This is a genomic window from Pseudomonas sp. zfem004, from assembly GCF_032621715.1.
GTDB lineage: Bacteria > Pseudomonadota > Gammaproteobacteria > Pseudomonadales > Pseudomonadaceae > Aquipseudomonas > Aquipseudomonas sichuanensis.
Genome location: NZ_JAVYJF010000001.1, coordinates 31,751 through 57,857 on the forward strand (window position 1 = coordinate 31,751; position 26,107 = coordinate 57,857).

The following is a 26,107-nucleotide window of genomic DNA, read 5'->3' on the forward strand; positions in this document are numbered from 1 at the left end:
GCCCCTGTGGGAGCTGGCTTGCCAGCGATGGGGCCTCAAGCGCAGCAAAACGTTCAAGGCTCATCATCGATCCGCCGTCCCGCCACCCGCCGCCCGCGGGTGATCAACTCGGCGAACTGGCGAGCATTGAGCGGGTGAGCGAACAGCCAACCCTGGCCATAATTGACCCCTTCGCTGCTGAGGAACTGCGCCTGGTCCTCGCACTCGATACCCTCGGCAATCACCCGCAGGTGCAGGTCATGGGCCATGCGGATGATGTGCGGGGCCACGCCACTGCTGGCGGCGTCGTGGCCAAGGGCGTCGATGAACGCCTTGTCGATTTTCAGGCAGTCCACCGGCAGGGTCTGCAAGTAGGCCAGGCTGCAATAGCCGGTACCGAAATCATCGATCAGCACCTGATGCCCTTCCGTACGCAACGCCTGGAGGTTGTCCCGGGCTACCACCACATCGATCAACCCGCGCTCGGTCACCTCGAAGGCGATCTGGTTGGCGGCCACCCGATGCTGCGCCAGCAGCCGCGCGGCCACCCGGCCGATGCGCGGTTCCATGACATCACAGGCCGCCAGGTTCACCGAGATGTACAGGTGGCGGTTGGCGCGCAGCAGCTGGCCGAGCTGTTCAAGCACCCGCTGCAGGACAAAATCGGTGATCTGGCGGATCTGCCCGGTATTTTCCGCCAGCGGGATGAACAGCTCCGGGCTGGTCAGGCTGCCGTCCGGGCGTCGCCAGCGGATCAGCGCCTCGGCCCCCACGCAGCGGCGGCTGTCCAGTTCGATGATCGGCTGGTACAGCACCTGCAGCTCGCCCCGGCGCAAGGCTTGCTGCAGCTCGGAGCTCATCGAGCGGCGCTGCTGGATCAGTTGCAGCACCAGCCAGCCGATGCAGCAGGCCAGCACCAGGCTGCCCGGGAACAGCAGCCAGAGCAGCCCGTTGAGTTTGAGCGGCAGGCTGGCCCGCGGGGCGATCAGCACCAACTGGTAGTCGGGCGACTTGGTGGCCATGCGATAGACCAGCCGATCATGCAGTTCCAGCAACGACTTGTGCGACGGCGGCGGCCAGTCCGCCGTGGGCGGCCAGGCCTGCGGCGGGCCGAGCACCGGGATCGCGCGATTGCCGCGGTCAAGCACCACCAGCAGGCTGCCGCCCGGCGGCAGGTCGACCACATCGCTCAGATGACCGCGCGAGGTCGACACCAGGAAATTGCCACGGCCAAGCATCAGGGCAGCCAGGTTTTCATTGGGTTCGGTGGTGGTGTTGAGCCAATAGCTGTAGGTCGGCCCTTCTATATCCGGCGCGCGCAAGGGCTCGATGACCCGCTCGCCGCCGCGGTTGGAGCAGGCCGACTGGCCATCGGCATAGGCCGCCTCGTAGATGAACCGCGACTTCAGCGCCACCTGCTGCAGCAGGGCCTGCATGGGCGGGCCACAGCCGCGCAGCGATTGCGACTGCAATTGGTCGACCCCTTCGCGCAACTGGCCGAACACCTGCTCCAGCCGTTCGAGAAAGCGCTCGCCACGGGCATTCATCTGTGCGCTTTCACTGTCCTTCATCTGCTGCAGGGTCACACCGACACTGGCGGCCAACAGCAGCGCAGCGCTGCCCAAGGCCGCGAGCACTGCGAGCAGCCAAGGGTGGTGAAAAAATTGACGCACTGAGGCGTTAGGGGCAGGCATGCGCGGCATCCAGTTGAATACCAAAGGTATAGCAACTGAATGCGTCGCCAGCTTTGCCGTTCGGAAGACGGCGCCGCCAAGCAGCCCCCACAAGGTTCAACGTTTGCGGTTGAGCACCTGGAGCATGGCGGCAGTCTGCGCATCCGGCTGGCCGTCGAAACGCTGCGGGCGGAAGCGCATCTGGAACGCCGCGATGACGTGGCGCGTGGCCACATCGAGCTCGCCGGTCTGGTCGATGGCATAGCCGAAACGCGCGAGTTGCTGCTGGTACCAGGCGACGGTCGGCGGGTTGGCTTCGAAGTAGGCCTGTTGCCGTGCCACCGAAGCGGCGGCCGGCCAGATGCCCAACCCGGCATCGGCCAGGCGCTTCCAGGGGAACAGCGGCCCTGGGTCGAGCTTGCGCAGGGGGGCGATGTCGCTGTGACCGATGATATGGCGTGGGTCGATATTGTTACGTTTGACGATGTCCTTGAGCAGGGCGATCAGCGCCTGCACCTGGGCTTCGCTGTAAGGGTGCCAGACCCGGCCAGCCGGTGTGTCGGTGTAGCCCGGGTTGACGATCTCGATGCCGATGGAGCTGGAATTGAGCCAGGTACGGCCTTGCCACTGGCTGTCGCCGGCATGCCAGGCACGACGGTTTTCGTCGACCAGTTGGTAAACCGTGGCCGGGCCATCGCCGATCAGGTAGTGGCTGCTGACCTCGCCGTGGGTCAACAACGCCAGCGAGCGCTCCAGCGAAGCGTTGGTGTAATGCACGATTACGAACTGGATGCGGCTGTCCTGGTTGACCGAGGGGTGGCTGCGGTCGATGCGCAGGCCGCTGGAACAACCGGCCAGGGCCAGCAGGAGCAGGGTGGTGATGAGTGTTTTCATTGCAGGGAGCACGTCATGATGAGCGACAACAGCGCTACAGTATAACGTGCTCCTGATCTGGCGTGAGCCGGTATACATTTATGCCTGCTCGACGCGATTGCGCCCTTTGTCCTTGGCCCGATACAGGGCTTCGTCCGCGCGCTTGAGCACCTGGTCGCCACGCTCGCCGGGGCGGAAGGCGCTGAGGCCGATGGACGTGGTGATCACCACCCGCTCGCCCTTGAAGTGGAACGGGCAGGCTTCGATCGCCGCACGCAGTGCTTCTGCCACCTGCGCTGCTGCGGGTGGTGAAGTTTGCGGCAACAGCAGGACGAATTCCTCACCGCCGAAGCGGGCGATGAAGTCCCGGCCACGTAGGCGTTTGCGCAGCTGGTCGGCGACGATCTTGAGCACTTTGTCGCCCGCCAGGTGGCCATAGCCATCATTGATGCGCTTGAAGTGATCGAGGTCGAGGATGGCCATCGCCAGGTGGCCGCCGTTTTCATGCCAGTCGAGCACTTCCTGTTCGACCCGCTCGGACCAGGCCGCGCGATTGGGCAGGCCGGTCAGCGGGTCGATCATCGCTTTCTGCCGCTGCTCTTCAAGGTGCTCGCGGTAACCCAAGGCCTCCTGCTCCATGCTCGCCACACGCTCGGCCAACCCATGCAGGCGCCCGGCCAGCTCCTGCTCGCGACGGTCACGCTCGTGCTGGTGGTCGTCCATGGTCAGCAGCAGCCCTTCCAGGCGGCCTTCCAGGATGTGCTTGAGGCTGTCGACATCGGCGGCACCTTGCACGCTGCTCTGCAGGCCGTCGACCTGCTCGCGCAGCTGGCTGTCCAGCTCGCGGGCAACGGAACTGTTGTCGGCATGGCCGGTACTGGCTTCGTGCAAATGGCTCTGGAAGCCTTCCAGGCGTTCGTTGAGCTGTTGCAGGTAGGCTTCGAACTCGTGCTGGCCGCTGTCGGTAATGGCCAGCATCAGCACCGCCAGGTCATCCAGCACCGGGATCAGTTCATACCAGTTGAGGCCGCGCGCCACACGCTCGCGCATCTCCAGGGCCTGAGCCTTGTGGCGCTCGGGCAGGCTGAGGTCGTCGAGCAGGCCGATCAAGGTCTGCTCGATATGGGCGGCCACCTGGCTGTAGGGTGGCTCGACTGCGTCGGGCAGGGCATACGGGCCGTCTTCGCCGGCCAGCTCTTCGAGTGTCTGTACTGGTGATGGCTGGGTGACTTCGGGCACTACCTCGGCAGGCGATGGCGCAGGCTCGTCAGATAATGGCGCAGGCTCGGTCGCCTGCTGCTCGATGACCGGCGTCTCGGGTTGAGGCTCAGGCTCGGCTTGCGGCCGGGGTGCCGAGTAAATTTCTTCGACGGCTTCAACCAGTACCGGGCCCGATACCTCGATTATCGGCTCCTGCTGTGGGGCGGGTACGCTGGCCGCAAGCGGATGGAGCTCGTCGGCATCCTGCGGTTGCGTATCCGGCTCGGCAACCAGGCTCGCACTTTCCTCAGGCAGAGCGAGTTGTGGCGCAGATTGTGGCGCAGGCTGCAGCTCACCCTGCGCTTCATCGCGGCCACCGAACAGGCGCTGCAGCAAACCCGGGCGGGCCTCATCGTCCGGCTTTTGCACCGCACTCAAGGCTCGCCCTTGCAGACCGCTGAGCTCACCCAGCAGCGGCGGCAGTTCGCGGGACTGGCTGACGCCGCCGTCGAGCTTTTTCGCCAGTTTCTTCAGGGGCCGCGACACTTCACCTGGGAGCGGCAAGGCCTGCAGTTGGCTGACCAGTGCCGTCAGCGCGTCGCTGACCTGGTTCATGCGGGTTTCCCGACGCTGCTCGGAATCGAGCACGGCCTTTTCCAGGCGAGGGATCAACCCGGCGAGCCCGGCGTCCATGTTGTCGCTGCGGATGACTTCGCGCATTTCCTTCATGCACTGGTCGACGATCTTGTCGCTACCTTCCGCTGCCAGGGTGCTGCGCACCAGGCCACGACGCAACAGGTCGAGCCGAGCGTCCCAACGCCGCTCGAGCTTTTCCTGCTGTTCGATGCTTTTAAGGTATTTTTCTTTCCAGCGCTCGGCTTCTTCGCTCATGCCTGAATCCGCAAAGGGTGATCGCATCTAGCCCTGTGATGACTGGATTTCGGCACAAGTCCCCAACACTTGAACGCGCCGATCACATACGCAGGCCTAGCTCAGGACCGGCAGCGTATCCACAGTCAGGGCATCAGGCAATCGGATCTCGACGGCGACGGGCAGGTGATCGGAAATCGGTTGTGCCAGCACCTCGACCCGTTCCAGGGTGAGGCTCGGGCTGAGCAGGATGTGGTCGAGGCAGCGCTGTGGCCGCCAGCTCGGGAAGGTGGCCTCGACCTGGGGGGCGATCAGGCCCAGATCGCGCAACGGCGAGTGTTCGAGCAGGTCGGTGGCGTGGGTGTTCATGTCACCCATGAGGATCTGATGCCGGTAGCCGCCGATCAGCTCACGAATGTAGGCCAGTTGGCGGGCGCGGGTCTTGGCACCCAGCGCCAGGTGCATCATCACCACGATCAGCGCGTCGTCACCTTCGCCGAAGCGCACAAGGATCGCACCGCGTCCGGCCGGGCCGGGCAGCGGGTGGTCTTCCAGGTGCTGGGGCTTCAGGCGGCTGAGTACGCCGTTGCTGTGCTGGGCGAAACGCCCGAGGTTGCGGTTGAGCTGCTGGTACCAGTAGGGGAAGGCGCCCAGCTGGGCAAGGTGCTCCACCTGGTTGACGTAGCCTGAGCGCAGGCTGCCGCCATCGGCCTCTTGCAGGGCCACCAGGTCGAAATCGCCCAGCAGGTCACCGATTTTCTGCAGGTTGCCCGCTCGCCCGGTATGCGGCAGCAGGTGCTGCCAGCTGCGGGTCAGGTAATGACGGTAACGCTCGGTGCTGATGCCGACCTGGATGTTGAAACTGAGCAGCCGCAGGCGCCCATCCTCCGGCAGGCCAGAGGCCTGCAGGTGATGTTCGTTGACCTGCGGCTGGTGCAGGCCGACGCCACGGGTGGGGCGCAAGCGAGCCATGGGGTACGCCGCTTACTTAGCGGCGCGCTCCTTGTCGATCAACTGGTCGGCAACGTTCAGTACGCCTTCCGGACCACCTGCGGTGCCCAGGTCGAAGCGGTACTTACCGTTGACCACCATGCTTGGCACGCCGGTGATTTCGTACTTCTTGGCCAGTTCTTTGGCCTGGTTGACCTGGCCCTTGATGGCGAAGGAGTTGAAGGTGGCAAGGAACTTGTCCTTGTCCACGCCCTGGGTAGCCAGGAAGTCGGCCATGTCTTGCGGGTCGGTCAGGCGCTTGCGCTGGTTCTGGATGGCATCAAAGACCGCGGCATGCACCTTGTGCTCGACGCCCATGGCTTCGAGGGTCAGGAACATCTGGCCGTGGGCATCCCACGGGCCGCCGAACATGGCGGGGACGCGCTTGAAGTTGACGTCCTTGGGCAGCTTCTCGGCCCAGGGGTTGATCACAGGTTCAAAGTGGTAGCAGTGCGGGCAGCCGTACCAGAACAGCTCGACCACTTCGATCTTGCCCGGCACGGACACGGGGACGGGGTTGCTCAGCTCGATATATTCCTTGCCGGCGGTGGCAGGCTCCGCGGCCTGTACGGCGGTCATACCGAACACGCTGGCGGCGACCAGCGCAGCGCTGAGAATCAGTTTACGCATGCTTTACTCCTGAGCAGTCTTTGGTCGCCTCGACGCGACCTGTCTGGGACAGGCCGGGAAGGGCGTGAGTTCTGTAGTGTACGACCCTGAACGAAAAAAAGGGCAGCACGGGCTGCCCTTTCATCTTTGTCGCACAGCATTAACCCATTGTTAACGCTGGGGGCTGAGTACTTTTACCGGCCTCATCGCCGGCAAGCCGGCTCCCACCCTGACCGTACATGCCCATGCCATGCGCTAAGGCTGTGGGAGCTGGCTTGCCAGCGATGAGGCCAGGACATGCAAACAAGACAGTTGCTCCCACAGGGTCAGTGCAGCCCCTGAATGTAGCTGGAGAGTGCCTCGATATCCTTGTTGCTCAGCTTGCCGGCGATAGTGCGCATGGTCATCGCGTCGCCGTCGTTGGTGCGGTTGCCTTCACGGAAATCCGTGAGCTGCTTGGTCACGTACTGCGAGTGCTGGCCACCGAGGTGCGGGAAGCCGGCCAGGGCGATGCCTGCGCCGTTGGGCGAGTGGCAGCCGGTACAGGCGGGCATGCCTTTCTCCAGGTCGCCGCCGTTGAACAACGCGCGGCCACGCTCCACCAGTTTAGGGTCGGCGGCACCGACACTGCCTTTCTGGCTGGAGAAGTACGCGGCGATATCGGCCAGGTCCTGGTCGCTGAAGTTGGCGAGCATGCCCGTCATTTCCAGCACGGTACGCTTGCCGGCCTTGATATCGTGCAGCTGTTTTTCGAGATAACGTTCGCCTTGGCCGGCGAGTTTCGGGAAGTTCGGCGCCAGGCTGTTGCCGTCGGGGTTGTGGCAGGCGCCACAGACGGCCGTCTTGGCCTGGCCAGCGGCAGCATCGCCTTTGATGGGTTCGGCAGCAGTGGCCGCACCCGCGACACCCATGGTCAACAGCAGACTCACGACTAGTTTGTTCATCAGCTAATCCAACACGGCTAAGGGTGAAATGTTATGTATCGGGACTGCCGCTCATCCAAAGGATGACCAATCGGTAGTCCTCGGCACTGCAGTCCATGCACAATCCACGCGGCGGCATAGCCTTGAAACCCTGTGTAACATGCGCCACCAGTTGCGCCATGCCTTGCGCCAGCCTTGGCTCCCAGGCCGCCCGGTCACCCCGTTTGGGGGCCTGTGGCAACTGTCCGGCGTGACAGGCCGCACACGTGCGGTTGTACAACGCCTCGGGATCCTGTGTAGCCTGTGCGCTGAAATACGGCAGGAACATACCGACAGCAAGCAGCCATTTCGCCATGCGGAACGACCTGACAGGGTTGGGGGCCGCGCTGCGTTCTGTTGCGCGAGCTATTGTTCGGCACCCCATGCCCGTTCTCCTTCGCTGGGAGAATGAGCACACAAAAACTGGGGCATTATATACTTCCGTCATCCAAACGGAAACGACACCGCTTGCCGCGCCTGGGCCAACCGTTCCAGTGCCGGGCAACACCCACATCGGATATCCCATGCAAGTCAAGAACCCCATCCTCGGCCTCTGCCAGAAAGCCACCTTCGCCCTCAGCGCCGCCAAGGTCGAACAATGCCCTGAAGACCAGGGTTACGAGGTGGCCTTCGCTGGCCGTTCCAACGCCGGCAAATCCAGCGCCCTCAACACCCTGACCCATGCCAGCCTGGCGCGGACTTCCAAGACCCCAGGCCGCACCCAGCTTTTGAATTTCTTCAGTCTGGACGATGAACGGCGTTTGGTCGACCTGCCGGGCTACGGTTATGCAAAAGTGCCGATCCCGCTCAAGCAGCACTGGCAAAAGCACCTGGAAGCCTACCTGGGCAGCCGCGAGTGCCTGCGCGGGGTGATCCTGATGATGGATGTGCGCCATCCGATGACCGACTTCGACAAGATGATGCTCGACTGGGCCAAGGCCAGCGGCATGCCCATGCACATCCTGTTGACCAAGGCCGACAAGCTGACCCACGGTGCCGGCAAGAACACCCTGCTCAAGGTGCAGTCGGAAATTCGCAAGGGCTGGGGCGACAGCACCACCATCCAGCTGTTCTCGGCGCCCAAGCGCCTGGGGCTGGAAGAGGCATATCGCGTGCTGGCGGACTGGATGGGGCTGGAAGACAAGCCGGTGGCCTGAGGCGGTACCCGCTTTTGTAGGAGCAACTGTCTTGCTCAACTGCTAAAGCTAGCGCGATCCCTGTGGGAGCGGGCTTGCCCCGCGAACACGGGCGAAGCCCGTGCCACCCTGTGCGGTGCCCCGAATCGCAGGCAAAAAAAACCCCGGACTTCGTATGGGGAGGGGGAAGTTCGGGGTCCAAGTCCGGACCGCTAGGGCGGGGTCCAGATATCTGCCAACACTTAACACAACATAGGAGCATCGAAAGGCTTCACCAGCCATTCAGTTACTCTGAGTGGCGGTTCACCGGATTAGTTCCGAGGCCCTCAAAACTATTTGAAATAGTTTCATGAACCAGCCGATCTAAGGCCAGGACCCGCGACACCACGCCGCAGATCCTACACAGCTTTCACGCCGCGTTTAGTGAGCTTCGTCCCAATTCGAACCGACGCCCACTTCCACCAGCAACGGCACGTCCAGCTCGGCGGCGCCACTCATGTAGCCGCGAATTTCATCTTTGACCTGTTCCACCAGGTCCTCGCGCACTTCCAGCACCAGTTCGTCGTGCACCTGCAAGATCACCCGCGCATCCAGCCCGCTGTCGGTCAGCCAGTTGTCCACAGCCACCATGGCGCGCTTGATGATGTCCGCCGCCGTGCCCTGCATCGGCGCGTTGATCGCGGTACGTTCGGCGCCTTTGCGCAGGGCCGGGTTCTTGGCGTTGATGTCCGCCAGGTACAGGCGGCGGCCGAACAAGGTTTCGACGAAGCCCTGCTCGGCCGCCTGGGCGCGGGTGCGCTCCATGTAGGCCAGCACGCCCGGGTAACGGGCGAAGTAACGATCGATGTAGTCCTGGGACTGTTTGCGGTCGACACCGATCTGCTTGGCCAGGCCGAATGCGCTCATGCCGTAGATCAACCCAAAGTTGATCGCCTTGGCGCTGCGGCGCTGGTCGGTGGTGACTTGATCCAGGGCCACGCCGAAAACTTCGGCGGCGGTGGCGCGGTGCACGTCCAGGTCATTGCGGAACGCGTGCAGCAGCCCTTCGTCCTTGGCCAGGTGGGCCATGATGCGCAGCTCGATCTGCGAATAGTCCGCCGCCAGCAGCTTGTAGCCGGGGCTTGCGACAAAGGCCTGGCGGATGCGTCGGCCTTCGGCGGTGCGCACCGGAATGTTCTGCAGGTTCGGGTCACTGGACGACAGACGCCCGGTAGCGGCGACTGCCTGCTGGTAAGAGGTATGGATACGCCCTGTACGCGGGTTGATCTGCCCTGGCAGCTTGTCGGTGTAGGTGCTCTTGAGTTTGCTCAGGCTGCGGTACTGCATCAGCACCTTGGGCAGCGGGAAACCTTGCTCGGCCAAGTCGTCCAGTACGGCTTCGGCGGTGGAGGGCTGGCCCTTGGCGGTCTTGCTCAATACCGGCATGCCCAGCTTGTCATAGAGGATCACCCCCAGTTGCTTGGGCGAGCCAAGGTTGAATTCCTCGCCGGCCAGCTCGAACGCCTCGCGCTCCAGCTCGACCATCTTCGCCCCCAGTTCACCGCTCTGCACCCCCAGCAGCGCGGCATCGACCAACGCGCCCTGGCGCTCGATCTTCGCCAGCACCGGTACCAGCGGCATCTCGATGTCCATCAGCACCGGCAGCACGCTCGGCGTTTCGGCCAGCCGCGCCTGCAACGCATGGTGCAGGCGCAGGGTAATGTCGGCGTCCTCGGCGGCGTAAGGGCCGGCCTTCTCCAGCGGGATCTGGTTGAAGGTCAGCTGCTTGGCGCCCTTGCCGGCGATGTCTTCGAAGCTGATGGTGGTGTGATCCAGGTACTTCTGCGCCAGGCTATCCATGTCGTGACGGCTGGCGGTGGAGTTGAGCACGTAGGACTCGAGCATGGTGTCGTAGGCCACGCCGCGCATCTGGATGGCCGGGCTGCCGTTGGCCAGGATGTTGATGTCGTACTTGGCGTTCTGGCCGACCTTGCCTTTGGCCGGGTCTTCCAGCAGCGGCTTGAGCTTTTGCAGCACCGCCTCGCGGTCCAGCTGGGCAGGCGCGCCTTCATAGTCGTGGGCCAGGGGCACGTAGGCGGCCACATTGGGCTCGATGGCGAACGACAGGCCGACCAGTTGCGCCTTCTGCGCATCCAGGCCCGTGGTTTCGGTGTCGAAGGCGAACAGCGGTGCCTGGCGCAGCTTCTCCAGCCAGGCATCGAAGCGCGCCTGGTCAAGGATGGTTTCGTACTGCGGCTCGACCTTGGCCGCAGGTGCCTCGACAACACTGGCAGAGCCAGTGACGGCGCCCTTGGGAGCAGCCTGGGCAGCATCACGCTGCACCTCGGCGACCCAGCTTTTGAACTCCATCTCGGTGTACAGCGCCAGCAGCGCTTCGCGGTCCGGCTCGCCGCAGACCAGGGCGTCAACCTCGACATCCAGCTCCACATCGCACTTGATGGTGGCCAGCTCGTAGGAAAGGAAGGCCGCGTCGCGATGCTCCTCAAGCTTGGCAGCCAGGGTCTTGGCCCCGCGAATGGCCAGGCCCGCGACCTTTTCCAGGTTCTGGTATACATCGCTCAGCCCGCCACCGATACCGGTCAGCAGGCCCACAGCGGTCTTTTCGCCAACACCTGGCACGCCGGGGATGTTGTCGACCTTGTCACCCATCAGGGCAAGGAAGTCGATGATGTGTTCGGGACCGACGCCAAACTTCTCGTGCACGCCAGCCACGTCCAGCACGCTACCGGTCATGGTGTTGACCAGCGTAACGTGGCCGTCCACCAGCTGGGCCATGTCCTTGTCGCCGGTCGAAATGATCACCGGCCGGCCAGCGGCCGCACTGCTGCGGGCCAGGGTGCCGATCACGTCGTCGGCCTCCACACCCTCGACACACAGCAGCGGATAGCCCAGGGCTCGCACGCTGGCGTGCAGCGGCTCGACCTGCACCCGCAGGTCGTCGGGCATGCTTGGGCGGTTGGCCTTGTACTCGGCGAACATGGCGTCGCGGAATGTCCCGCCCTTGGCATCGAACACCACCGCGAACAGGCTGTCCGGGTATTGCTTGCGCAGGCTCTTGAGCATGTTCAGCACGCCCTTGACCGCGCCGGTGGGCAGGCCTTTGGAAGTGGTCAACGGCGGCAGCGCGTGGAAGGCACGGTAGAGGTAGGAGGAACCGTCCACCAGGACGAGGGGCGCTTGGCTCATGAGGAGAATCAACCTTTTCGACGGGTCCGGCGCTAGAATAGCCAGAATCATTGACGACAAAGGGACTAGGTTATCATGCGTACATTGAATCGCCTGTTAGTGCTCGGCCTGTTGGCAACCATGCCAGTCGTCACCCTGGCGGCGGACGACGCCCCATCGGCAGATCCCGATGTGACCATTCGCACGGAAGGCGACAAAACCATCCAGGAATACCGGCAGAACGGCTTCCTGTATGCGATCAAGATCACGCCGAAAAACGGCAAGCCTTATTTCCTGGTACGCGCGGATGGCACCGATGCCAACTTCATTCGTTCCGACCAGCCGGACATGCTGATCCCGGCCTGGAAGATCTTCGAGTGGTAAGCCAGTAACGCGTATCGTTCTTATCAACCAGGCACTTCCCGGCGGAAGTGCCCGCATGGGCAATTTTTCAACATGTCAGTCTTCACCCCTGTGTCCCGGCCTGAGCTGGAAACCTTTCTGGCGCCCTACGAGCTGGGCCGTCTGCTCGACTTCCAGGGCATTGCCGCCGGCACCGAGAACAGCAATTTCTTCGTCAGCCTGGAACAAGGGGAATACGTACTGACACTGGTCGAGCGTGGGCCGGTGGAAGACATGCCGTTCTTCATCGAGCTGCTCGATGTGCTGCACACAGCCGACATGCCCGTGCCCTATGCCCTGCGTGATCGTGACGGCAATGGCCTGCGCGAGCTGTGCGGCAAGCCGGCACTGCTGCAGCCGCGGCTGTCGGGCAAGCACGTGAAAGCGCCGAACAACCAGCACTGCGCCCAGGTCGGTGAGTTGCTCGCGCATATCCACCTGGCAACCCGCGAGCACATCATCGAGCGCCGTACCGACCGTGGCCTGGACTGGATGCTGGCGTCCGGTGCCGAGCTGCTGCCGGGATTGAACCCCGAGCAGGCACAACTGCTGCAACCGGCGCTGGACGAAATCACCGCGCACAAGGCTCAGATCCTCGCCTTGCCCAAGGCCAACCTGCACGCCGACCTGTTCCGCGACAACGTGATGTTCGAAGGCACTCACCTGACCGGTGTGATCGACTTCTACAACGCCTGCTCCGGGCCGATGCTGTATGACATCGCCATCACCGTGAACGACTGGTGCCTGGACGAGCACAGCGGCATCGACCTGCCCCGCGCCCAGGCGCTGCTGGGCGCCTATGCGGCGCTGCGGCCATTCACCGCGGCCGAAGCCGAACTGTGGCCGCAGATGCTGCGCCTGGCGTGCGTGCGCTTCTGGCTGTCACGGCTGATTGCCGCCAAGGAATTTGCCGGGATGGATGTCACCATCCATGACCCGCGGGAGTTCGAAGTGCGCCTGGCGATGCGTCAGCAGGTGGCTTTGAAGTTGCCGTTCGCTCTGTAAACCGTGGGAGCGGGCTTGCCCCGCGATGGCGGTAGCAACTTCACCATCGCTATCGCGGGGCAAGCCCGCTCCCACGAGGGTCACAGCTGCTCCAGGCACCCCGCCAGGTCTGCACCCAGCTTCTCCAGCAAGCGCTCGTAGCCCTTGGCGTCCACCGGATCGGTGCCGCCCAGGGCATCCAGCTCAGCCAGCCGCACCGGCAGCCCCGCCGTCAGCGTCTCGGCCAGGCGCGGGCGCAGCGGCGGCTCGCTGAATACACAGGTCTTGCCCACTTCCTGCAGACGCTTGCGCATCGCGGCGACGTGCTGCGCGCCCGGCTGCACTTCGGCAGCGACACTGAACACGCCGGTGTGCTTGAGGCCATAGTTGGCCTCGAAGTAATCGAACGCTTCATGGAATACGAAGTACGGCTTGCCGGCGATCCCGGCCACGCGCTGCTTGATGCGCAGGTCCAAGGCATCCAGGCGCTCGACGAACGCTTTCAGGTTGCCCTGGTAACGGGCCGCATTGGCCGGGTCAGCCGCCGCCAGGTCCCCGGCCATCTTCGTCGCGATCACCCGCGCGTTGACCGACGACAGCCACAGGTGCGCATCGAGGCTGCCCGGGCGGTGGTCATGGTCATGATCGTCATGATCGTCGTCGTGGTCGTCTTCGTCGTGAGAGTGGCTGTCCTCACCGAAATGACGCAGTTGCATGCCAGCAAGCGACTGCACGGCCACGGTCGGTTTGCCACGGCTGCCCAGCACGCGGGGCAGGAAGTTCTCCATGTCCGGGCCAATCCAGTACAAAAGGTCGGCATCGCCAACCTTGCGCACGTCAGACGGGCGCAGCGCGTAGTGATGCGGGGAGGCACCCGGCGGCAGCAGTACATCCGGGCTGCCGACACCGTCCTGCACCGCAGCGGCAATCTGTTGCAGGGGCTTGATGCTGGTCAGCACGCGCACGTCGGCCTGGGCCGAACAGGCGATGAAAGCGACAAACAGGGCAAGGAATCGGGACACGGTGGCTACTCGGCTCGTCAGAAACAGGTAACATAATAACGTCTCCATCCTGAACCGTCGCTGCCCATGTCCATCACGCCGCTGGCCCACCGCCCCCACGATCACTCCCACTGCGTACACAGCGCACTGGCCGAGGCCGACACGTTGTGCACCCGTCAGGGCCTGCGCCTGACCGCCTTGCGCCGCCGCGTGCTGGAGCTGGTGTGGCAGAGCCACAAGCCGCTGGGTGCCTACGACATCCTCGCCGTGCTCAGCGAGCAGGATGGCCGCCGTGCCGCCCCGCCGACCGTGTACCGCGCTCTCGACTTCCTGCTCGACAACGGCCTGGTGCACCGCATCGCCTCGCTCAACGCCTTCATTGGCTGCAGCCACCCCGAGCACGCGCACCAGGGCCAGTTCCTGATCTGCCGCGAGTGCCACGTGGCCATCGAGCTGGAACAGGACAGCATCAGCGACGCGATCGTCGCCAGCGCCAAGGGCGTGGGCTTCAGCGTCGAAACCCAGACCGTGGAAATCGTCGGCCTGTGCGCCAACTGCCGGGGCGCGGCATGAGCGACGCCCTGATCCGCCTTGAGCAGGTCGGCGTCAGCTTCGGTGGTGAGGCGGTGCTCGACAGCATCGACCTGGCGGTGGCACCGAAGCAGATCGTTACCCTGATCGGCCCCAACGGTGCCGGCAAGACCACCTTGGTGCGCGCCGTGCTGGGGCTGCTCAAGCCGCACCGCGGCAAGGTCTGGCGCAAGCCCAAACTGCGCATCGGCTACATGCCGCAGAAAATCCAGGTGGACCCGACGCTGCCCCTGTCGGTGCTGCGCTTCCTGCGCCTGGTGCCTGGGGTAGACCGCGCGGCAGCCTTGTCGGCGCTGCAGGAAGTCGGTGCCGAGCAGGTGATCGACAGCCCGATCCAGACCATCTCCGGCGGCGAGATGCAGCGTGTGCTGCTGGCCCGCGCCCTGCTGCGCGAGCCCGAGCTGCTGGTGCTGGACGAGCCGGTGCAGGGGGTCGACGTGGTCGGCCAGACCGAGCTGTACAACCTCATTACCCGCCTGCGCGATCGCCATGGCTGCGGCGTGCTGATGGTCAGCCACGATCTGCACCTGGTGATGAGCACCACCGACCAGGTGGTCTGCCTCAACCGCCACGTCTGCTGCTCGGGCCACCCGGAGCAGGTCAGCGGCGACCCGGCCTTCGTCGAGCTGTTCGGCCAGAACGCCAAGAGCCTGGCCGTCTACCACCACCATCACGATCACAGCCACGACCTGCACGGCGCAGTGATCGCCCCTGGCGCCCATGTTCACGGAGAGCACTGCAAGCATGGCTGATTTTCTTCTGTATGCCTTGCTTGCCGGCCTGTCGCTGGCGCTGGTGGCCGGCCCCCTCGGCTCGTTCGTGGTGTGGCGGCGCATGGCCTATTTCGGCGACACCCTGTCCCATGCCGCGCTGCTCGGCGTGGCGCTGGGCCTGGCCCTGGATGTCAGCCCGGCGCTGGCGGTGACGGTCGGCTGCCTGTTGCTGGCGATCCTGCTGGTGACGCTGCAACAGCGCCAGCCGCTGGCTTCCGACACCCTGCTCGGCATCCTCGCCCCCAGCACCCTGTCGCTGGGGCTGGTGGCGCTGAGCTTCATGCACGACGTGCGGATCGACCTGATGGCCTACCTGTTCGGTGACCTGCTGGCGATCAGCACCACCGACCTGGCCTGGATCCTCGGCGGCAGCGCGCTGGTGCTGGTGCTGCTGGCGATGTTCTGGCGCCCCTTGCTGGCCGTCACCGTGCACGAGGAGCTGGCGATGGTCGAGGGGCTGCCCGTGGCGGGCCTGCGCCTGGCGTTGATGCTGCTGATCGCCGTGGTGATCGCGGTAGCGATGAAGATTGTCGGCGTGCTGCTGATCACCTCGTTGCTGATCATCCCGGCGGCCGCGGCACAGCGTCACGCCCGCTCACCGGAGCAGATGGCCCTGGGCGCCAGCCTGCTGGGGGTCATTGCCGTGTGCGGCGGGCTGGCCATGTCCTGGTTCAAGGACACCCCCGCCGGGCCATCGATCGTGGTCTGCGCGGCGGTGCTATTCTTGCTGAGCCTGGCGTTGCCAAAGCGCTGAAAAAACAGGCTGTGAACCAACGCAGCCTGCAACCTTTTCGCAGGTTCAGGGTCAATCAGTCCTATTTTCGAGCGTGCGCACCTGGGTGTAGACTTGCTCGTTTTTTGCGCAAATAGAGAGTCGCAGGAATGAAGCCGTTCGCCTCACGTTATCTGCTTGTTGCCGCGTTTTCCCTGTTCCTGACGGCCTGCGCCAGCACGCCCGCCGAGCAGCCGGCCGCGCCTGCCCAACCGGATGCCTGGCAGCAGCTGGAGCAGAACATTGCCAGCAATGAGCTGGCCACCGCCGAAGATCAACTGGCCGCCCTGCAGGTCCAGGCACCCGACGATGCGCGCCTGGAGCCCCACCAGCGTCAGCTGGCCGAAGCCTATCTGCGCCGCAGCCAGATCGTCCTGCAGAAAGGCGATGTGAATGCCGCCGCCACCGCGCTGGCTCGCGCCCGTGCACTGATGCCGCAAGCACCAGCCGTGACCGGTGGCGACACCATGGCCCAGGCACGCAAGGCCGAGCTGGAAAAAGCCGAGGCTGCCCTCATGGCCGCCGCGGCACAACCCAAGGCCCGGCTGCTCGATCCGACTGCCCCGAGCACCGTGGTCGCCCTGAAGACCACCGACAGCCGCGCCCTGCGCCGCCAGCTCGATGACATCGCCGCCGACGTGGTGAATTTCCACTGCGACGTGGTGTTCCAGGTGCCCCGCACCGAGGATGCGCCCTGGCTCAAGACGCTGCTGCACAAGCGCGTGCACAAGCTCGACAGTGGCTTCGTGCTGAACCAGAAGCACGAGATCCAGCGTTCGCTGCCGGCGCAGGTGGTATTGATCCCCCATCAGCAGTGAACCAATCGCGGGGCAAGTCGCATCGGCGCACCGCCGCTCCCACGCTAGGTTGCGTGGGAGCGGGCTTGCCCCGCGATGTTTTTCCTAGGCCGGCACAACTTCGGCAGCCGCCTCCCGCCCCCACACCCTGTGCCCTTCAACAGCCTTGAAGAACTGCTCGAATACCTTCTGCTGATCCCCCAGCAACAACCCCGCATCCTCCTTCAACCCCAAGGTGCTCAACAGCAGCTTGCCGTCCACGGCCAACCCCATGGGCTTGAGGTGCTTGTAAGCCTCCAGCAGAAAATGCCTGGCCACGCCGCTGCCCAGCAGCGCTTCAAGCGCAGCCTTGCCCGCCGGCACCCACACCCCGTCAAACATCACCGACGGCATGCCCTCCATGGCAGCATCCACCGGCAACAGCTGGCCATCAGTGGTCTTTACCGGCGCCGAAGTCGGGCCCAGCAACATGGGCCGGGCACTCCGCGCCTCCAGGGCCTTGACGACCTTGTCGACGCTCGCGCCATCCACGCCATTGGCCACCAGCACCGCGACCTTGCGCCCCTTGATACCGATGCTCCCCGGCTGGTTCATCTGGCTCAAAGCCTTTGACTGCGCGGGCTTGCTGGCTTTTACCTTGACCGTCCCCGCCTTGGGCGCTGGCAGCCCGAGGTTGCTTGCCACCGCCGCTGCCAGCTTCAGATCGATGTTGGCGAGTATGTCGTTCACCTCCCGCACCCGAATCGCTTCACGCTCCACCTTGCCCAGCTCGAAGCTGTAGGCCTTGATGATGTGCTGCTGCTCGCTCGCGCTCATGCTCTGGAAGAACAGCCGGGCCTGGGAGAAGTGGTCAGCGAATGACGCGCTGCGTTGGCGGATCTTGTTCGCGTCAATGCGCTCCTCATAGCTCTCGAAGCCACCTTGCTGCGCAGCGGGCGGCGTCTCTTTCGGCCAGCCAGCATCGACGCTGTTCGGCTCGTAGGCGGCGCGGCCCTTGTCGAGGGTCATGCGGTGCATGGCATCGCGCTGGCTGCTGTGGTTGGGCGCGATTGGCCGGTTGATCGGAATTTCGTGGAAATTCGGCCCACCGAGGCGGCTGATCTGCGTGTCGGTGTAGGAGAACAGCCGGCCCTGCAGCAACGGGTCGTTGCTGAAATCGATGCCCGGCACGATATGCCCAGGGCAAAAGGCAACCTGCTCCACCTCGGCAAAGAAGTTGTCCGGGTTGCGATCGAGCACCATCTTGCCCAGCGGGGTCACCGGCACCAACTCCTCAGGGATCAGCTTCGTCGGGTCGAGCAGGTCGAAGTCGAACTTGTGTTCATCGGCCTCGGGAATGACCTGCACGCCCAGCTCCCACTCGGGGCAATTACCGGTCTCGATGGCTTCCCACAGGTCGCGGCGATGGTAATCGGCATCTTTGCCGGCCAGCTTCTGCGCCTCGTCCCACAGCAGCGAATGCACGCCCTGGCGAGGCTTCCAGTGGAATTTGACGAAGCTGGCCACGCCGTCGGCATTGACCAGGCGGAAAGTGTGCACGCCAAAGCCTTCCATCATTCGCAAGCTACGCGGGATGGCGCGGTCGGACATGGCCCAGATGACCATGTGCGCCGACTCCGGCACCAGCGAAACGAAATCCCAGAACGTGTCATGGGCCGAGCCGCCGGTGGGTATCTCGTTGTGCGGCTCGGGCTTCACGGCGTGCACGAAGTCGGGGAACTTGATCGCATCCTGGATGAAGAACACCGGCATGTTGTTGCCAACCAGGTCGAAGTTGCCTTCATCGGTGTAGAACTTCACCGCAAAGCCGCGCACATCACGCACGGTATCGCCCGAACCGCGCGGCCCCTGCACCGTGGAAAAACGCACGAACACCGGGGTGATCTTCTCCGGGTCCTGCAGGAAGCCGGCCTTGGTCAGTTCGGCATGGCAGCCATAGCTTTGAAAGTAGCCATGGGCGCCGACGCCCCGCGCGTGGACGATTCGTTCGGGGATGCGCTCATGATCGAAGTGGGTGATCTTCTCGCGCATGATGAAGTCTTCAAGCAGCGACGGCCCGCGCGCGCCAGCCTTGAGGCTATTCTGGTTGTCGGCGACCTTGACGCCCTGGTTGGTGCGCAGCGCCTGCCCTGTGGCATCACTGCGAAACGTTTCCAGGCTCTGCAACTTGGCATTGGTATTGGCCCGGTCGGGGGTATCGGTGCCCGCCACCTGGCTTTGCCGTGGCTGTGGCGCTTTCTTGCTGGCCATGTTCGGCTCTCCTCATCAGTCATCAGGCTGCCCGTACGGGCTTGTTCAAGTAGTGACTGGGAGGCCTTGGCGAGCGTTCAATCAGGATTACCGGTTGTCGCGTTATGCCCAACGGATTGGACAGCTCACAAATAAATGCTAAGAACGCCTATGGGAAAAGGCTAAAATGCGCGACCCCAGCCAACCGCTGACCCAAATTCCATGCGCCCCACAAGGTTCGCTCAGTGATCGAGTTTCAAAACGTCCACAAGACCTACCGCGTCGCCGGTAGGGATATCCCGGCCCTGAACCCGACCAGCCTGACCATCGAAGATGGCCAGGTGTTCGGCCTGATCGGCCATTCCGGTGCCGGTAAAAGCACCATGCTGCGCCTGATCAACCGCCTCGAAGCGCCCAGCGGCGGCAAGATCATCGTCGACGGTGAAGACGTCACCGCCTTCGACGCCGACCAGCTGCGCCGCTTCCGCCAGCAGGTCGGGATGATCTTCCAGCACTTCAACCTGCTGGCCTCCAAGACCGTCGCCGACAACGTCGCCCTGCCGCTGGTGCTGGCGGGCGAGCTGCCCCGCGCGGCGATCGACAAGCGCGTCAGCGAGCTGCTGGCCCGCGTCGGCCTTTCGGAGCACGCGAAGAAGTACCCGGCACAGCTGTCGGGCGGGCAGAAGCAGCGCGTCGGCATTGCCCGCGCCCTGTCCACCAACCCCAAGATCCTGCTGTGCGACGAGGCCACCAGTGCCCTCGACCCGCAAACCACCGCCTCGGTGCTGCAACTGCTGGCCGAGATCAACCGCGAGCTCAAGCTGACCATCGTACTGATCACCCACGAGATGGACGTGATCCGCCGGGTCTGCGACCGCGTGGCGGTGATGGACGCCGGGCAGATCGTCGAGCACGGCCCGGTGGCCGAGGTGTTCCTGCACCCGCAGCACGCCACCACCAAGCGCTTTGTCCAGGAAGACGAGCAGATCGACGAGAACGACCAGCGCGACGACTTCGCCCATGTGCCGGGGCGCATCGTGCGCCTTACCTTCCAGGGCGATGCCACCTATGCACCGCTGCTGGGCACCGTGGCCCGCGAAACCGGGGTCGACTACAGCATCCTTGCCGGGCGCATCGACCGCATCAAGGACATCCCCTATGGCCAGCTGACCCTCGCCCTGATCGGCGGGGACATGGACGCGGCATTCGCCCGCTTCACTGCAGCTGACGTACATATGGAGGTACTGCGTTGATGGACGCCCTGAATTTCTTCGCCAACGTCGACTGGGCCGAAATCTGGCTGGCCACCGGCGACACCCTGATCATGCTGTTCACCTCGCTGCTCTTTACCGTGCTACTGGGCTTGCCTCTGGGCGTGCTGCTGTTCCTGTTCGGGCCGCGGCAGATGTTCGAGCACAAGCAGATCTATGCGGTGATGGCGACCATCGTCAACATCGTGCGCTCGCTGCCGTTCATCATCCTGCTGATCGTGATGATCCCCGCCACGGTGCTGATCACCGGCACCTCGCTGGGCGTCGCCGGGGCCATCCCGCCGCTGGTGGTTGGCACCACGCCATTCTTCGCACGCCTGGTGGAAACCGCGCTGCGCGAAGTGGACCGCGGCATCATCGAAGCGACCCAGTCGATGGGCGCCACCACCCGCCAGATCATCTTCAAGGCAGTGCTGCCTGAAGCCATGCCGGGCATCATCGCCGCCACCACCGTCACCGCCATCACCCTGGTGTCCTACACCGCCATGGCCGGTGTGGTTGGCGCCGGCGGCCTGGGTGACCTGTCGATCCGCTTCGGCTACCAGCGTTTCCAGACCGACGTGATGATCGTCACCGTGGTGCTGCTGGTCATCCTGGTTCAAGTCCTGCAGATGATCGGCGACAAACTGGTCGTGCATTTTTCCCGTAAGTAACCCCAATGGGGTCGGCCCGGCCGACCCGTTCGGGGGCCGTCGCGGCCCTCACAAGGAGTGATCAATGAAGAAGCTGCTTGCTGTTGTCGCCGCCGTCGCGGCCTTCTCGGCCCACGCCGAAACCCTGACCGTCGCCGCCACCCCGGTGCCGCACGCCGAAATCCTCAACTTCGTCAAACCGCAACTGGCGAAAGAGGGCGTGGAGCTGAAGGTCAAGGAATTCACCGACTACATCCAGCCGAACGTGCAGGTGGCCGAAAAGCGCCTGGACGCCAACTTCTTCCAGCACCAGCCGTACCTGGATGAGTTCAACAAGGCCAAGAAGACCGACCTGGTCAGCGTCGCCGGTGTGCACATCGAGCCGCTGGGCGTGTACTCGGCCAAGGTCAAGAAGCTCGACGAGCTGGCCTCCGGCGCCACCGTGGTCATCCCCAACGACGCCACCAACGGCGGCCGCGCCCTGCTGCTGCTGGACAAGGCCGGCGTGATCAAGCTCAAGGACAACAAGAACATCCTGTCGACCGTGAAAGACATCACCGGCAACGACAAGGGCCTGAAATTCCGTGAGCTGGAAGCGGCCACCATTCCGCGCGTGCTGACCCAGGTCGATGCCGCGCTGATCAACACCAACTACGCGCTGGAAGCCAAGCTCAACCCTGAAAAGGACGCGCTGGCCATCGAAGGCAGCGACTCGCCGTACGTGAACATCCTGGTTGCCCGCCCGGACAACAAAGACTCCGACGCCATGAAGAAACTGGCCGCGGCGCTGCACTCGCCTGAGGTGAAGCAGTTCATCACCGAGAAGTACAAAGGCGCTGTGGTGCCGGCGTTCTAAGCCGACCTATCGCGCTGGGCCCTTCGCGGGTAAACCCGCTCCCACAGGTTATGCGAATGACCTGTGGGAGCGGGTTTACCCGCGAAGCTTTTTGGGGCAGCACTCAATCCCGCTTGACCAGCCCCGGCAACTGCGCCACCAGCTTCTGGTTGTTGAACGGCGCACGAATGAACCCGCGCTGACGCCCATCCGGCCCCACGACCGCCAGGTTGCCGCTGTGATCCACGGTGTAGCCCGGCTTGCTGGTATCGGCCGGAATGAACGGAATGCTCAGGCCGTTGGCCAGCTTCTGGGTACCCTCGATAGTCCCCACCACCCCGACGAAATCCTTGTCGAAATAGCCCAGGTACTGCTTGAGCTGGTTCGGCGTGTCGCGGTTCGGGTCGACGCTCACCAGCACCACCTGCAGACGGTCCACCGCCTCTTTCGGCAGCTCGCTCTTCACCTGGCGCAATTGGGCGAGGGTGGTCGGGCAGATGTCCGGGCAGTAGGTGTAGCCGAAGAACAGCAGCGACCACTTGCCCTTGAGCTGGTCCAGCGCAACGGGCTGGCCATTCTGGTCGGTCATCGACACATCCGGCACGGTGCGGCTCTGCGGCAGCAGGATGATGCCGGCGTCGATCAGTTCAGTGGGGTTCAACTGACCCCGGTCACTGAGCACCTTGTTGACGGTCAGGCCCATGATCAGCGCGACCAGGGCAACAAGGATGAATACGGTTTTCTGGGTTCGGGTCATAGGTTCAGCAACAAGTAGTGGTCAACGAGCAGGGCGATGAACAGGGCGAACAGGTAGCCGATAGAGTACTTGAACGTATTGATCGCCGCGTGCGGCCGGGTGCCACGGTACAACACCCAGGCCCAGTGCAGGAAGCGCAGGCCCAGCCCCAGGGCACAGGCCAAATACAGCGGCCCACTCATGTGGATGGCATAGGGCAGCAGGCTCACGGCCAGCAAAATCAAGGTGTACAGCAGGATATGCAAGGCCGTGTAACGCTCGCCGTGGGTCACCGGCAGCATCGGAATATCCGCTTTTTCGTACTCGCTCCTGCGGTGAATGGCCAGGGCCCAGAAGTGCGGTGGGGTCCAGGCGAAGATGATCAGCACCAGCAACAGCGGTTCGGCACTCACATGCCCGCTGACCGCCACCCAGCCCAGCAGCGGCGGGGCTGCGCCGGCCAGGCCGCCGATCACGATGTTCTGCGGCGTGGCACGCTTGAGAAAGCCGGTGTAGAGCACCGCATAACCCAGCAGCGAGGCCAGGGTGAGCCAGGCGGTCAGTGCATTGGTGAAGGCCAGCAGCAAGCCCATCCCCGACATCGACAGCAACGCGGCGAAGCACAGCGCCGGCAGCGGTGCCACCCGGCCCTGGGCCAACGGGCGCTTGTGGGTCCGCGCCATCAGCGCGTCGATGCGCCGGTCCACGACATGGTTGACCACCGCCGCGCCGCCCGCGCACAGGGCGATGCCCAGGTTGCCGAACAGCAGCACGCTCCAGGCCACGCCGGCGCGGGTGGCGAGGAACATGCCCACCAGCGAGGTGATCAGCATCAGCACCACCACCTTGGGCTTGGTCAGCTCCAGATAGTCGCGCCAACCGGCGCGCTGTCGCTCAGCGCTCAGAAGCGTCGCCACGAATCGTTCCTCATGTGATGGGTGAGGCCCACGCCGGTGACCGGAGTCAGGCGCCAACCTTGGCCGACGCGCACCTTGTCGGCCACGCGGATGCGGTAGTTCACCAGCACCATGCTCAACAGCAGCAGGGCACCGCCGGCGTTATGCGCCACCGCCACGGCCAGCGGCAGGTGCAGCAGCACGTTGCTGATGCCCAGGCTCAATTGCAGCCCCAGGGCCAGCAACACCAGGCGCGCCAGGCCGCCCAGGCCATGGCGCTGAAGCTTCCAGCTGAGCAGCAGCAGTACCGCGGTGACCAGCAACGCGCCCAGGCGATGGCTGATATGGATCGCCGTGCGCGCATCGCTGTCCAGCTGCCCGCCCAGGTAGTTGGGTCCGACATGCTGGGTAAGGTGGAAGCCGTTGCTGAAGTCCGCCGCCGGCCACCACTGGCCGTGGCAGGTGGGCAGGTCGATACAGGCCACCGCCGCATAGTTGGCACTCACCCAGCCCCCCAGGGCGATCTGGCCGATCACCACCAGCAAGGCCAAGGCCGCTATCCGGCGCAGGCTCAAAGGCAATTTGGGAAGTGGCGCAAAGGCCCGGGATAGACGCAGGGATAGCAGGAAAAGCAGGCTCAGGGTGGTGAACCCGCCGAGCAGGTGCGCGGTGACCACCTGCGGCCACAGCTTGAGTGTCACCGTCCACATGCCGAAGGCCGCCTGGGCCAGCACGACGCCCAGCAGCAAGACCGGCAAGCGATAGGGCTGGCCATCCCGGGCATGCCGGCGCACGGCCTGGAAGGCGAGCAGGGCGATCACCAGCGCCAGGCTGCCGGCGAAATAACGGTGGGTCATCTCGGCCCAGCCCTTGGCCTCTTCCACCGGGTGCTCGGGGAAGTGCAGTTCCGCGTGGGCCAGCTGCGCCTCGCTCTTGGGCACGCCGATGAAGCCGTAACAACCCGGCCAGTCGGGGCAACCGAGGCCGGCGTGGGTCAGCCGGGTGTAGGCGCCGAGCAACACCACCAACAACGCCAGCAGGGTGGCGAACACGGCAAGGCGAAATCCAGGTCTGGCCATGGCAGGCTCCTAGCCAATGTTGGACAGCTTGAGCAGGTGGCGCAGGTCGTCCAGCACTTTCTTGCCGTTGACCTTGGCGTCGTAGCGCAGCACCAGGTTGCCGTGGGGGTCGACGATCCACAGCTGCGGGCCTGGCTCGCCGACCTGCTGCAGGTAGCGCTGGCTATCCAGCGGGTAGCGTTGCAGCTGCGGGTATTCACGGCCGAGCACAGCCTGGTAATCCGCATCGAGCGCCTGCGCGGCGGCCAGGGCATGGCTGGCGCGGCTGGCGTCGCGGCCCAGGCCCACCTGGATCTGCCGCGCCAGGTACACCAGCTGCCGGCAGTCCTCGGCGCAGGCTTGCGGGGCGCTGACCAACAGCTGCCAGCGCTGGTCCTGGGCATCGATGCCAATGTCGGCGCGGCTCTGGCCATTGCCGATCATCACCCCATGGAAGCTGCGCCCCTCCGGCACCCAGAACTGCAGCTTGTACATGCAGGTGGCGAGAATCATCGGCCCCAGCACGACGAGCAGGATCAACAGCAGTTGCAAGCGCCCGCGGGCCTTGCGTCCTTCAGGCACGTTCAGTGGACTCGTGGCGGCGGCCATGGCGGTTCTCCTTGTTGTGGTTGTGCCAGCCGAAATACAGGTAAAGCAGCACCAGCGTGGTGGCCAGGGCAAACCACTGCACGGCATAGCCCAGGTGCTTCTCCGGGCCCATGGCGACCACCGGCCAGCCCAGCCGGTAGCTGGCCGGGCCAGGCTCCAGGCGTAGCTCGTGGGCGAAACCTTCGCGACCCAGCAGTTGCCAGAGCCCGGCCGGGTCGACGGCGGTCAGCAAATGCGGCCACTGGCCGCCGGCGGGGTCGGGGTGCAACTGGAAGGTCTTGCCGGGTGCCACATAGACCGAGGCATCCAGCGCCAGGGGTTGATCGGGTGTAACGAACTGCACCGGCACCCGCCGATCGGGCCAGGGCAACCAGCCGCGATTGACCAGCAGCCACTGGCCGCTGGCCTGGTCGTGGAAGGGTTGCAGCAGCTCTACGCCGGCTTGGCCGTCGCGCATCTGGTTGTCCAGCAGCAGGCTGTGGCGGGCGTCGAAACGGCCATAAAGGTGCACACGGAAGAAGGCAGGGTCGGGCAACTGGGCAAGCTGGGCGGCGGCCAGTGGTGCCTCCACCTGGCGTTCGGCGTAGCTGTCCACCAGCGCGCGTTTGTCGTCGGCCCGGCCCAGTTGCCAGTAGCCAAGCGCGACAAGCCCAGGCAGCAGCGCGAGCACCACCAGGGTCGGGATCCAGCCGGGGCGAAACGGCCTCACCGTGGCCCCGCAAGGTCGAACGCTATACTTGCACTCATCACCGCATCCCCCCGGAGTCTCGTCATGCTCAAGGCCGCGATAGTCCTGATGCTGCTGGCCACCGTCGCCAGCCTGTTCAGTGGCCTGGTGTTCCTGGTCAAGGACGACGACCAGTCGACCCGGCTGCTCAAAGCCCTCACCGTGCGTGTCACCCTGGCGGCCCTGACTGTCGGGCTGGTGGCCTGGGGTTTCATCAGTGGGCAGTTGGTGTCACACGCGCCGTTTTGACATCACCTGGATCCCTGTGGGAGCGGGTTTACCCGCGAATACGGTGTCAAATCCACCATCGCATTCGCGGGTAAACCCGCTCCCACAG

Annotated in this window: 26 protein-coding genes; 11 read left to right on the forward strand and 15 right to left on the reverse strand. The window is 64.4% G+C overall.

Annotated features, from left to right (window positions below):
- Positions 1-53 precede the first annotated feature (53 nt).
- From RTH46_RS00150 to RTH46_RS00180, 7 genes are all read right to left on the reverse strand, one after another.
- A complete protein-coding gene (locus RTH46_RS00150) occupies positions 54-1,682 on the reverse strand; it encodes an EAL domain-containing protein (protein ID WP_371923739.1) in 1,629 nt (542 codons plus the stop codon).
- An 87-nt stretch (positions 1,683-1,769) separates the two neighbouring features.
- Entirely contained in the window at positions 1,770-2,546 is a 777-nt protein-coding gene (locus tag RTH46_RS00155; protein WP_410478543.1) for an N-acetylmuramoyl-L-alanine amidase, read from the reverse strand.
- Between the two features lie 78 nt (positions 2,547-2,624).
- Positions 2,625-4,616, reverse strand: coding sequence for a diguanylate cyclase (locus RTH46_RS00160; protein ID WP_316904807.1), 1,992 nt, complete (start codon positions 4,614-4,616; stop codon positions 2,625-2,627).
- 96 nt (positions 4,617-4,712) lie between these two features.
- Positions 4,713-5,567, reverse strand: a complete 855-nt coding sequence (locus RTH46_RS00165) for an endonuclease/exonuclease/phosphatase family protein (protein ID WP_110995023.1) — start codon at positions 5,565-5,567, stop codon at positions 4,713-4,715.
- A 12-nt stretch (positions 5,568-5,579) separates the two neighbouring features.
- The gene (gene dsbA / locus RTH46_RS00170) at positions 5,580-6,215 is read right to left on the reverse strand and encodes a thiol:disulfide interchange protein DsbA (protein ID WP_110995022.1); all 636 of its coding nucleotides are present in this window, start codon (positions 6,213-6,215) and stop codon (positions 5,580-5,582) included.
- 305 nt (positions 6,216-6,520) lie between these two features.
- Complete coding sequence (locus RTH46_RS00175; RefSeq protein ID WP_110995021.1) at positions 6,521-7,138, reverse strand: c-type cytochrome; 618 nt, start codon at positions 7,136-7,138, stop codon at positions 6,521-6,523.
- Positions 7,139-7,169: 31 nt separating this feature from the next.
- The gene (locus RTH46_RS00180; protein WP_110995057.1) at positions 7,170-7,472 is read right to left on the reverse strand and encodes a c-type cytochrome; all 303 of its coding nucleotides are present in this window, start codon (positions 7,470-7,472) and stop codon (positions 7,170-7,172) included.
- A 208-nt stretch (positions 7,473-7,680) separates the two neighbouring features.
- Between RTH46_RS00180 and yihA the strand changes: the two genes are divergently transcribed.
- The gene (gene yihA, locus RTH46_RS00185) at positions 7,681-8,313 is read left to right on the forward strand and encodes a ribosome biogenesis GTP-binding protein YihA/YsxC (protein ID WP_316904808.1); all 633 of its coding nucleotides are present in this window, start codon (positions 7,681-7,683) and stop codon (positions 8,311-8,313) included.
- Between the two features lie 399 nt (positions 8,314-8,712).
- Here yihA and polA read toward each other — a convergent pair whose 3' ends face one another.
- Positions 8,713-11,478 carry a DNA polymerase I gene (gene polA, locus RTH46_RS00190; protein ID WP_316904809.1) on the reverse strand — a complete coding sequence of 922 codons (2,766 nt, stop codon included), beginning with the start codon at positions 11,476-11,478 and terminating at the stop codon, positions 8,713-8,715.
- A gap of 75 nt (positions 11,479-11,553) precedes the next feature.
- Here polA and RTH46_RS00195 point away from each other — a divergent pair, with 75 nt between their 5' ends.
- Together RTH46_RS00195 and RTH46_RS00200 are read left to right on the forward strand one after the other, a co-directional pair.
- Positions 11,554-11,841 carry a DUF2782 domain-containing protein gene (locus tag RTH46_RS00195; protein WP_110995018.1) on the forward strand — a complete coding sequence of 96 codons (288 nt, stop codon included), beginning with the start codon at positions 11,554-11,556 and terminating at the stop codon, positions 11,839-11,841.
- Positions 11,842-11,913: 72 nt separating this feature from the next.
- Positions 11,914-12,864: a homoserine kinase gene (locus RTH46_RS00200; RefSeq protein ID WP_153789287.1), complete on the forward strand. Its 951-nt coding sequence runs from the start codon at positions 11,914-11,916 to the stop codon at positions 12,862-12,864.
- An 80-nt stretch (positions 12,865-12,944) separates the two neighbouring features.
- Here the strand turns inward: RTH46_RS00200 and RTH46_RS00205 are convergent, their stop codons facing one another.
- Positions 12,945-13,913 (reverse strand): zinc ABC transporter substrate-binding protein, encoded by a 969-nt coding sequence (locus RTH46_RS00205; RefSeq protein WP_279848584.1) that lies wholly within the window; start codon positions 13,911-13,913, stop codon positions 12,945-12,947.
- An 18-nt stretch (positions 13,914-13,931) separates the two neighbouring features.
- Between RTH46_RS00205 and zur the strand changes: the two genes are divergently transcribed.
- From zur to RTH46_RS00225, 4 genes are all read left to right on the forward strand, one after another.
- Entirely contained in the window at positions 13,932-14,417 is a 486-nt protein-coding gene (zur, locus tag RTH46_RS00210) for a zinc uptake transcriptional repressor Zur (protein WP_153789289.1), read from the forward strand.
- On the forward strand, positions 14,414-15,187 hold the full coding sequence (gene znuC, locus RTH46_RS00215; RefSeq protein ID WP_110995056.1) for a zinc ABC transporter ATP-binding protein ZnuC: 774 nt from the start codon (positions 14,414-14,416) through the stop codon (positions 15,185-15,187). The genes zur and znuC overlap by 4 nt, the downstream gene beginning before the upstream one ends.
- A complete protein-coding gene (gene znuB / locus RTH46_RS00220) occupies positions 15,180-15,962 on the forward strand; it encodes a zinc ABC transporter permease subunit ZnuB (RefSeq protein ID WP_153789290.1) in 783 nt (260 codons plus the stop codon). Before znuC ends, znuB begins: the two co-directional genes overlap by 8 nt.
- 128 nt (positions 15,963-16,090) lie before the next feature.
- Positions 16,091-16,798 carry a PA5502 family lipoprotein gene (locus tag RTH46_RS00225; RefSeq protein WP_316904810.1) on the forward strand — a complete coding sequence of 236 codons (708 nt, stop codon included), beginning with the start codon at positions 16,091-16,093 and terminating at the stop codon, positions 16,796-16,798.
- 84 nt (positions 16,799-16,882) lie between these two features.
- On the opposite strand, the gene katE is transcribed toward RTH46_RS00225, so the two are convergent.
- A complete protein-coding gene (katE, locus tag RTH46_RS00230; protein WP_316904811.1) occupies positions 16,883-19,027 on the reverse strand; it encodes a catalase HPII in 2,145 nt (714 codons plus the stop codon).
- Positions 19,028-19,251: 224 nt separating this feature from the next.
- Here katE and RTH46_RS00235 point away from each other — a divergent pair, with 224 nt between their 5' ends.
- The 3 genes from RTH46_RS00235 (at position 19,252) to RTH46_RS00245 (ending at position 21,765) form a co-directional block, all read left to right on the forward strand.
- Positions 19,252-20,259 (forward strand): methionine ABC transporter ATP-binding protein, encoded by a 1,008-nt coding sequence (locus RTH46_RS00235; RefSeq protein WP_153789009.1) that lies wholly within the window; start codon positions 19,252-19,254, stop codon positions 20,257-20,259.
- Positions 20,259-20,930 (forward strand): methionine ABC transporter permease, encoded by a 672-nt coding sequence (locus RTH46_RS00240; RefSeq protein WP_153789010.1) that lies wholly within the window; start codon positions 20,259-20,261, stop codon positions 20,928-20,930. The genes RTH46_RS00235 and RTH46_RS00240 overlap by 1 nt, the downstream gene beginning before the upstream one ends.
- Positions 20,931-20,994: 64 nt before the next feature.
- The gene (locus tag RTH46_RS00245; RefSeq protein WP_153789011.1) at positions 20,995-21,765 is read left to right on the forward strand and encodes a MetQ/NlpA family ABC transporter substrate-binding protein; all 771 of its coding nucleotides are present in this window, start codon (positions 20,995-20,997) and stop codon (positions 21,763-21,765) included.
- A 103-nt stretch (positions 21,766-21,868) separates the two neighbouring features.
- Here the strand turns inward: RTH46_RS00245 and RTH46_RS00250 are convergent, their stop codons facing one another.
- Genes RTH46_RS00250 through RTH46_RS00270 form a run of 5 tightly spaced genes read right to left on the reverse strand, consistent with a single transcriptional unit; the run spans position 21,869 to position 25,752 of the window.
- The gene (locus RTH46_RS00250; protein WP_153789012.1) at positions 21,869-22,501 is read right to left on the reverse strand and encodes an SCO family protein; all 633 of its coding nucleotides are present in this window, start codon (positions 22,499-22,501) and stop codon (positions 21,869-21,871) included.
- Positions 22,498-23,397 (reverse strand): heme o synthase, encoded by a 900-nt coding sequence (cyoE, locus tag RTH46_RS00255; RefSeq protein WP_316904812.1) that lies wholly within the window; start codon positions 23,395-23,397, stop codon positions 22,498-22,500. Before cyoE ends, RTH46_RS00250 begins: the two co-directional genes overlap by 4 nt.
- Positions 23,382-24,455 carry a COX15/CtaA family protein gene (locus RTH46_RS00260; protein WP_316904813.1) on the reverse strand — a complete coding sequence of 358 codons (1,074 nt, stop codon included), beginning with the start codon at positions 24,453-24,455 and terminating at the stop codon, positions 23,382-23,384. Before RTH46_RS00260 ends, cyoE begins: the two co-directional genes overlap by 16 nt.
- Before the next feature lie 9 nt (positions 24,456-24,464).
- The gene (locus RTH46_RS00265; protein ID WP_279848930.1) at positions 24,465-25,043 is read right to left on the reverse strand and encodes a hypothetical protein; all 579 of its coding nucleotides are present in this window, start codon (positions 25,041-25,043) and stop codon (positions 24,465-24,467) included.
- Positions 25,009-25,752, reverse strand: coding sequence for an SURF1 family protein (locus RTH46_RS00270; protein WP_316904814.1), 744 nt, complete (start codon positions 25,750-25,752; stop codon positions 25,009-25,011). Before RTH46_RS00270 ends, RTH46_RS00265 begins: the two co-directional genes overlap by 35 nt.
- Positions 25,753-25,815: 63 nt before the next feature.
- On the opposite strand from RTH46_RS00270, the gene RTH46_RS00275 reads away from it, so the two are divergent.
- A complete protein-coding gene (locus RTH46_RS00275) occupies positions 25,816-26,019 on the forward strand; it encodes a twin transmembrane helix small protein (RefSeq protein ID WP_153789017.1) in 204 nt (67 codons plus the stop codon).
- Positions 26,020-26,107 lie beyond the last annotated feature (88 nt).

What these genes read in the sequence shown, in the direction of transcription:
- RTH46_RS00150 (WP_371923739.1), bottom strand. Translation starts at nt 1,682, where the DNA reads ATGCCGCGCATGCCTGCCCCTAACGCCTCAGTGCGTCAATTTTTTCAC.
- RTH46_RS00155 (WP_410478543.1), bottom strand. Translation starts at nt 2,546, where the DNA reads ATGAAAACACTCATCACCACCCTGCTCCTGCTGGCCCTGGCCGGTTGT.
- RTH46_RS00160 (WP_316904807.1), bottom strand. Translation starts at nt 4,616, where the DNA reads ATGAGCGAAGAAGCCGAGCGCTGGAAAGAAAAATACCTTAAAAGCATC.
- RTH46_RS00165 (WP_110995023.1), bottom strand. Translation starts at nt 5,567, where the DNA reads ATGGCTCGCTTGCGCCCCACCCGTGGCGTCGGCCTGCACCAGCCGCAG.
- dsbA (WP_110995022.1), bottom strand. Translation starts at nt 6,215, where the DNA reads ATGCGTAAACTGATTCTCAGCGCTGCGCTGGTCGCCGCCAGCGTGTTC.
- RTH46_RS00175 (WP_110995021.1), bottom strand. Translation starts at nt 7,138, where the DNA reads ATGAACAAACTAGTCGTGAGTCTGCTGTTGACCATGGGTGTCGCGGGT.
- RTH46_RS00180 (WP_110995057.1), bottom strand. Translation starts at nt 7,472, where the DNA reads ATGGCGAAATGGCTGCTTGCTGTCGGTATGTTCCTGCCGTATTTCAGC.
- yihA (WP_316904808.1), top strand. Translation starts at nt 7,681, where the DNA reads ATGCAAGTCAAGAACCCCATCCTCGGCCTCTGCCAGAAAGCCACCTTC.
- polA (WP_316904809.1), bottom strand. Translation starts at nt 11,478, where the DNA reads ATGAGCCAAGCGCCCCTCGTCCTGGTGGACGGTTCCTCCTACCTCTAC.
- RTH46_RS00195 (WP_110995018.1), top strand. Translation starts at nt 11,554, where the DNA reads ATGCGTACATTGAATCGCCTGTTAGTGCTCGGCCTGTTGGCAACCATG.
- RTH46_RS00200 (WP_153789287.1), top strand. Translation starts at nt 11,914, where the DNA reads ATGTCAGTCTTCACCCCTGTGTCCCGGCCTGAGCTGGAAACCTTTCTG.
- RTH46_RS00205 (WP_279848584.1), bottom strand. Translation starts at nt 13,913, where the DNA reads ATGGAGACGTTATTATGTTACCTGTTTCTGACGAGCCGAGTAGCCACC.
- zur (WP_153789289.1), top strand. Translation starts at nt 13,932, where the DNA reads ATGTCCATCACGCCGCTGGCCCACCGCCCCCACGATCACTCCCACTGC.
- znuC (WP_110995056.1), top strand. Translation starts at nt 14,414, where the DNA reads ATGAGCGACGCCCTGATCCGCCTTGAGCAGGTCGGCGTCAGCTTCGGT.
- znuB (WP_153789290.1), top strand. Translation starts at nt 15,180, where the DNA reads ATGGCTGATTTTCTTCTGTATGCCTTGCTTGCCGGCCTGTCGCTGGCG.
- RTH46_RS00225 (WP_316904810.1), top strand. Translation starts at nt 16,091, where the DNA reads ATGAAGCCGTTCGCCTCACGTTATCTGCTTGTTGCCGCGTTTTCCCTG.
- katE (WP_316904811.1), bottom strand. Translation starts at nt 19,027, where the DNA reads ATGGCCAGCAAGAAAGCGCCACAGCCACGGCAAAGCCAGGTGGCGGGC.
- RTH46_RS00240 (WP_153789010.1), top strand. Translation starts at nt 20,259, where the DNA reads ATGGACGCCCTGAATTTCTTCGCCAACGTCGACTGGGCCGAAATCTGG.
- RTH46_RS00245 (WP_153789011.1), top strand. Translation starts at nt 20,995, where the DNA reads ATGAAGAAGCTGCTTGCTGTTGTCGCCGCCGTCGCGGCCTTCTCGGCC.
- RTH46_RS00250 (WP_153789012.1), bottom strand. Translation starts at nt 22,501, where the DNA reads ATGACCCGAACCCAGAAAACCGTATTCATCCTTGTTGCCCTGGTCGCG.
- RTH46_RS00260 (WP_316904813.1), bottom strand. Translation starts at nt 24,455, where the DNA reads ATGGCCAGACCTGGATTTCGCCTTGCCGTGTTCGCCACCCTGCTGGCG.
- RTH46_RS00265 (WP_279848930.1), bottom strand. Translation starts at nt 25,043, where the DNA reads ATGGCCGCCGCCACGAGTCCACTGAACGTGCCTGAAGGACGCAAGGCC.
- RTH46_RS00275 (WP_153789017.1), top strand. Translation starts at nt 25,816, where the DNA reads ATGCTCAAGGCCGCGATAGTCCTGATGCTGCTGGCCACCGTCGCCAGC.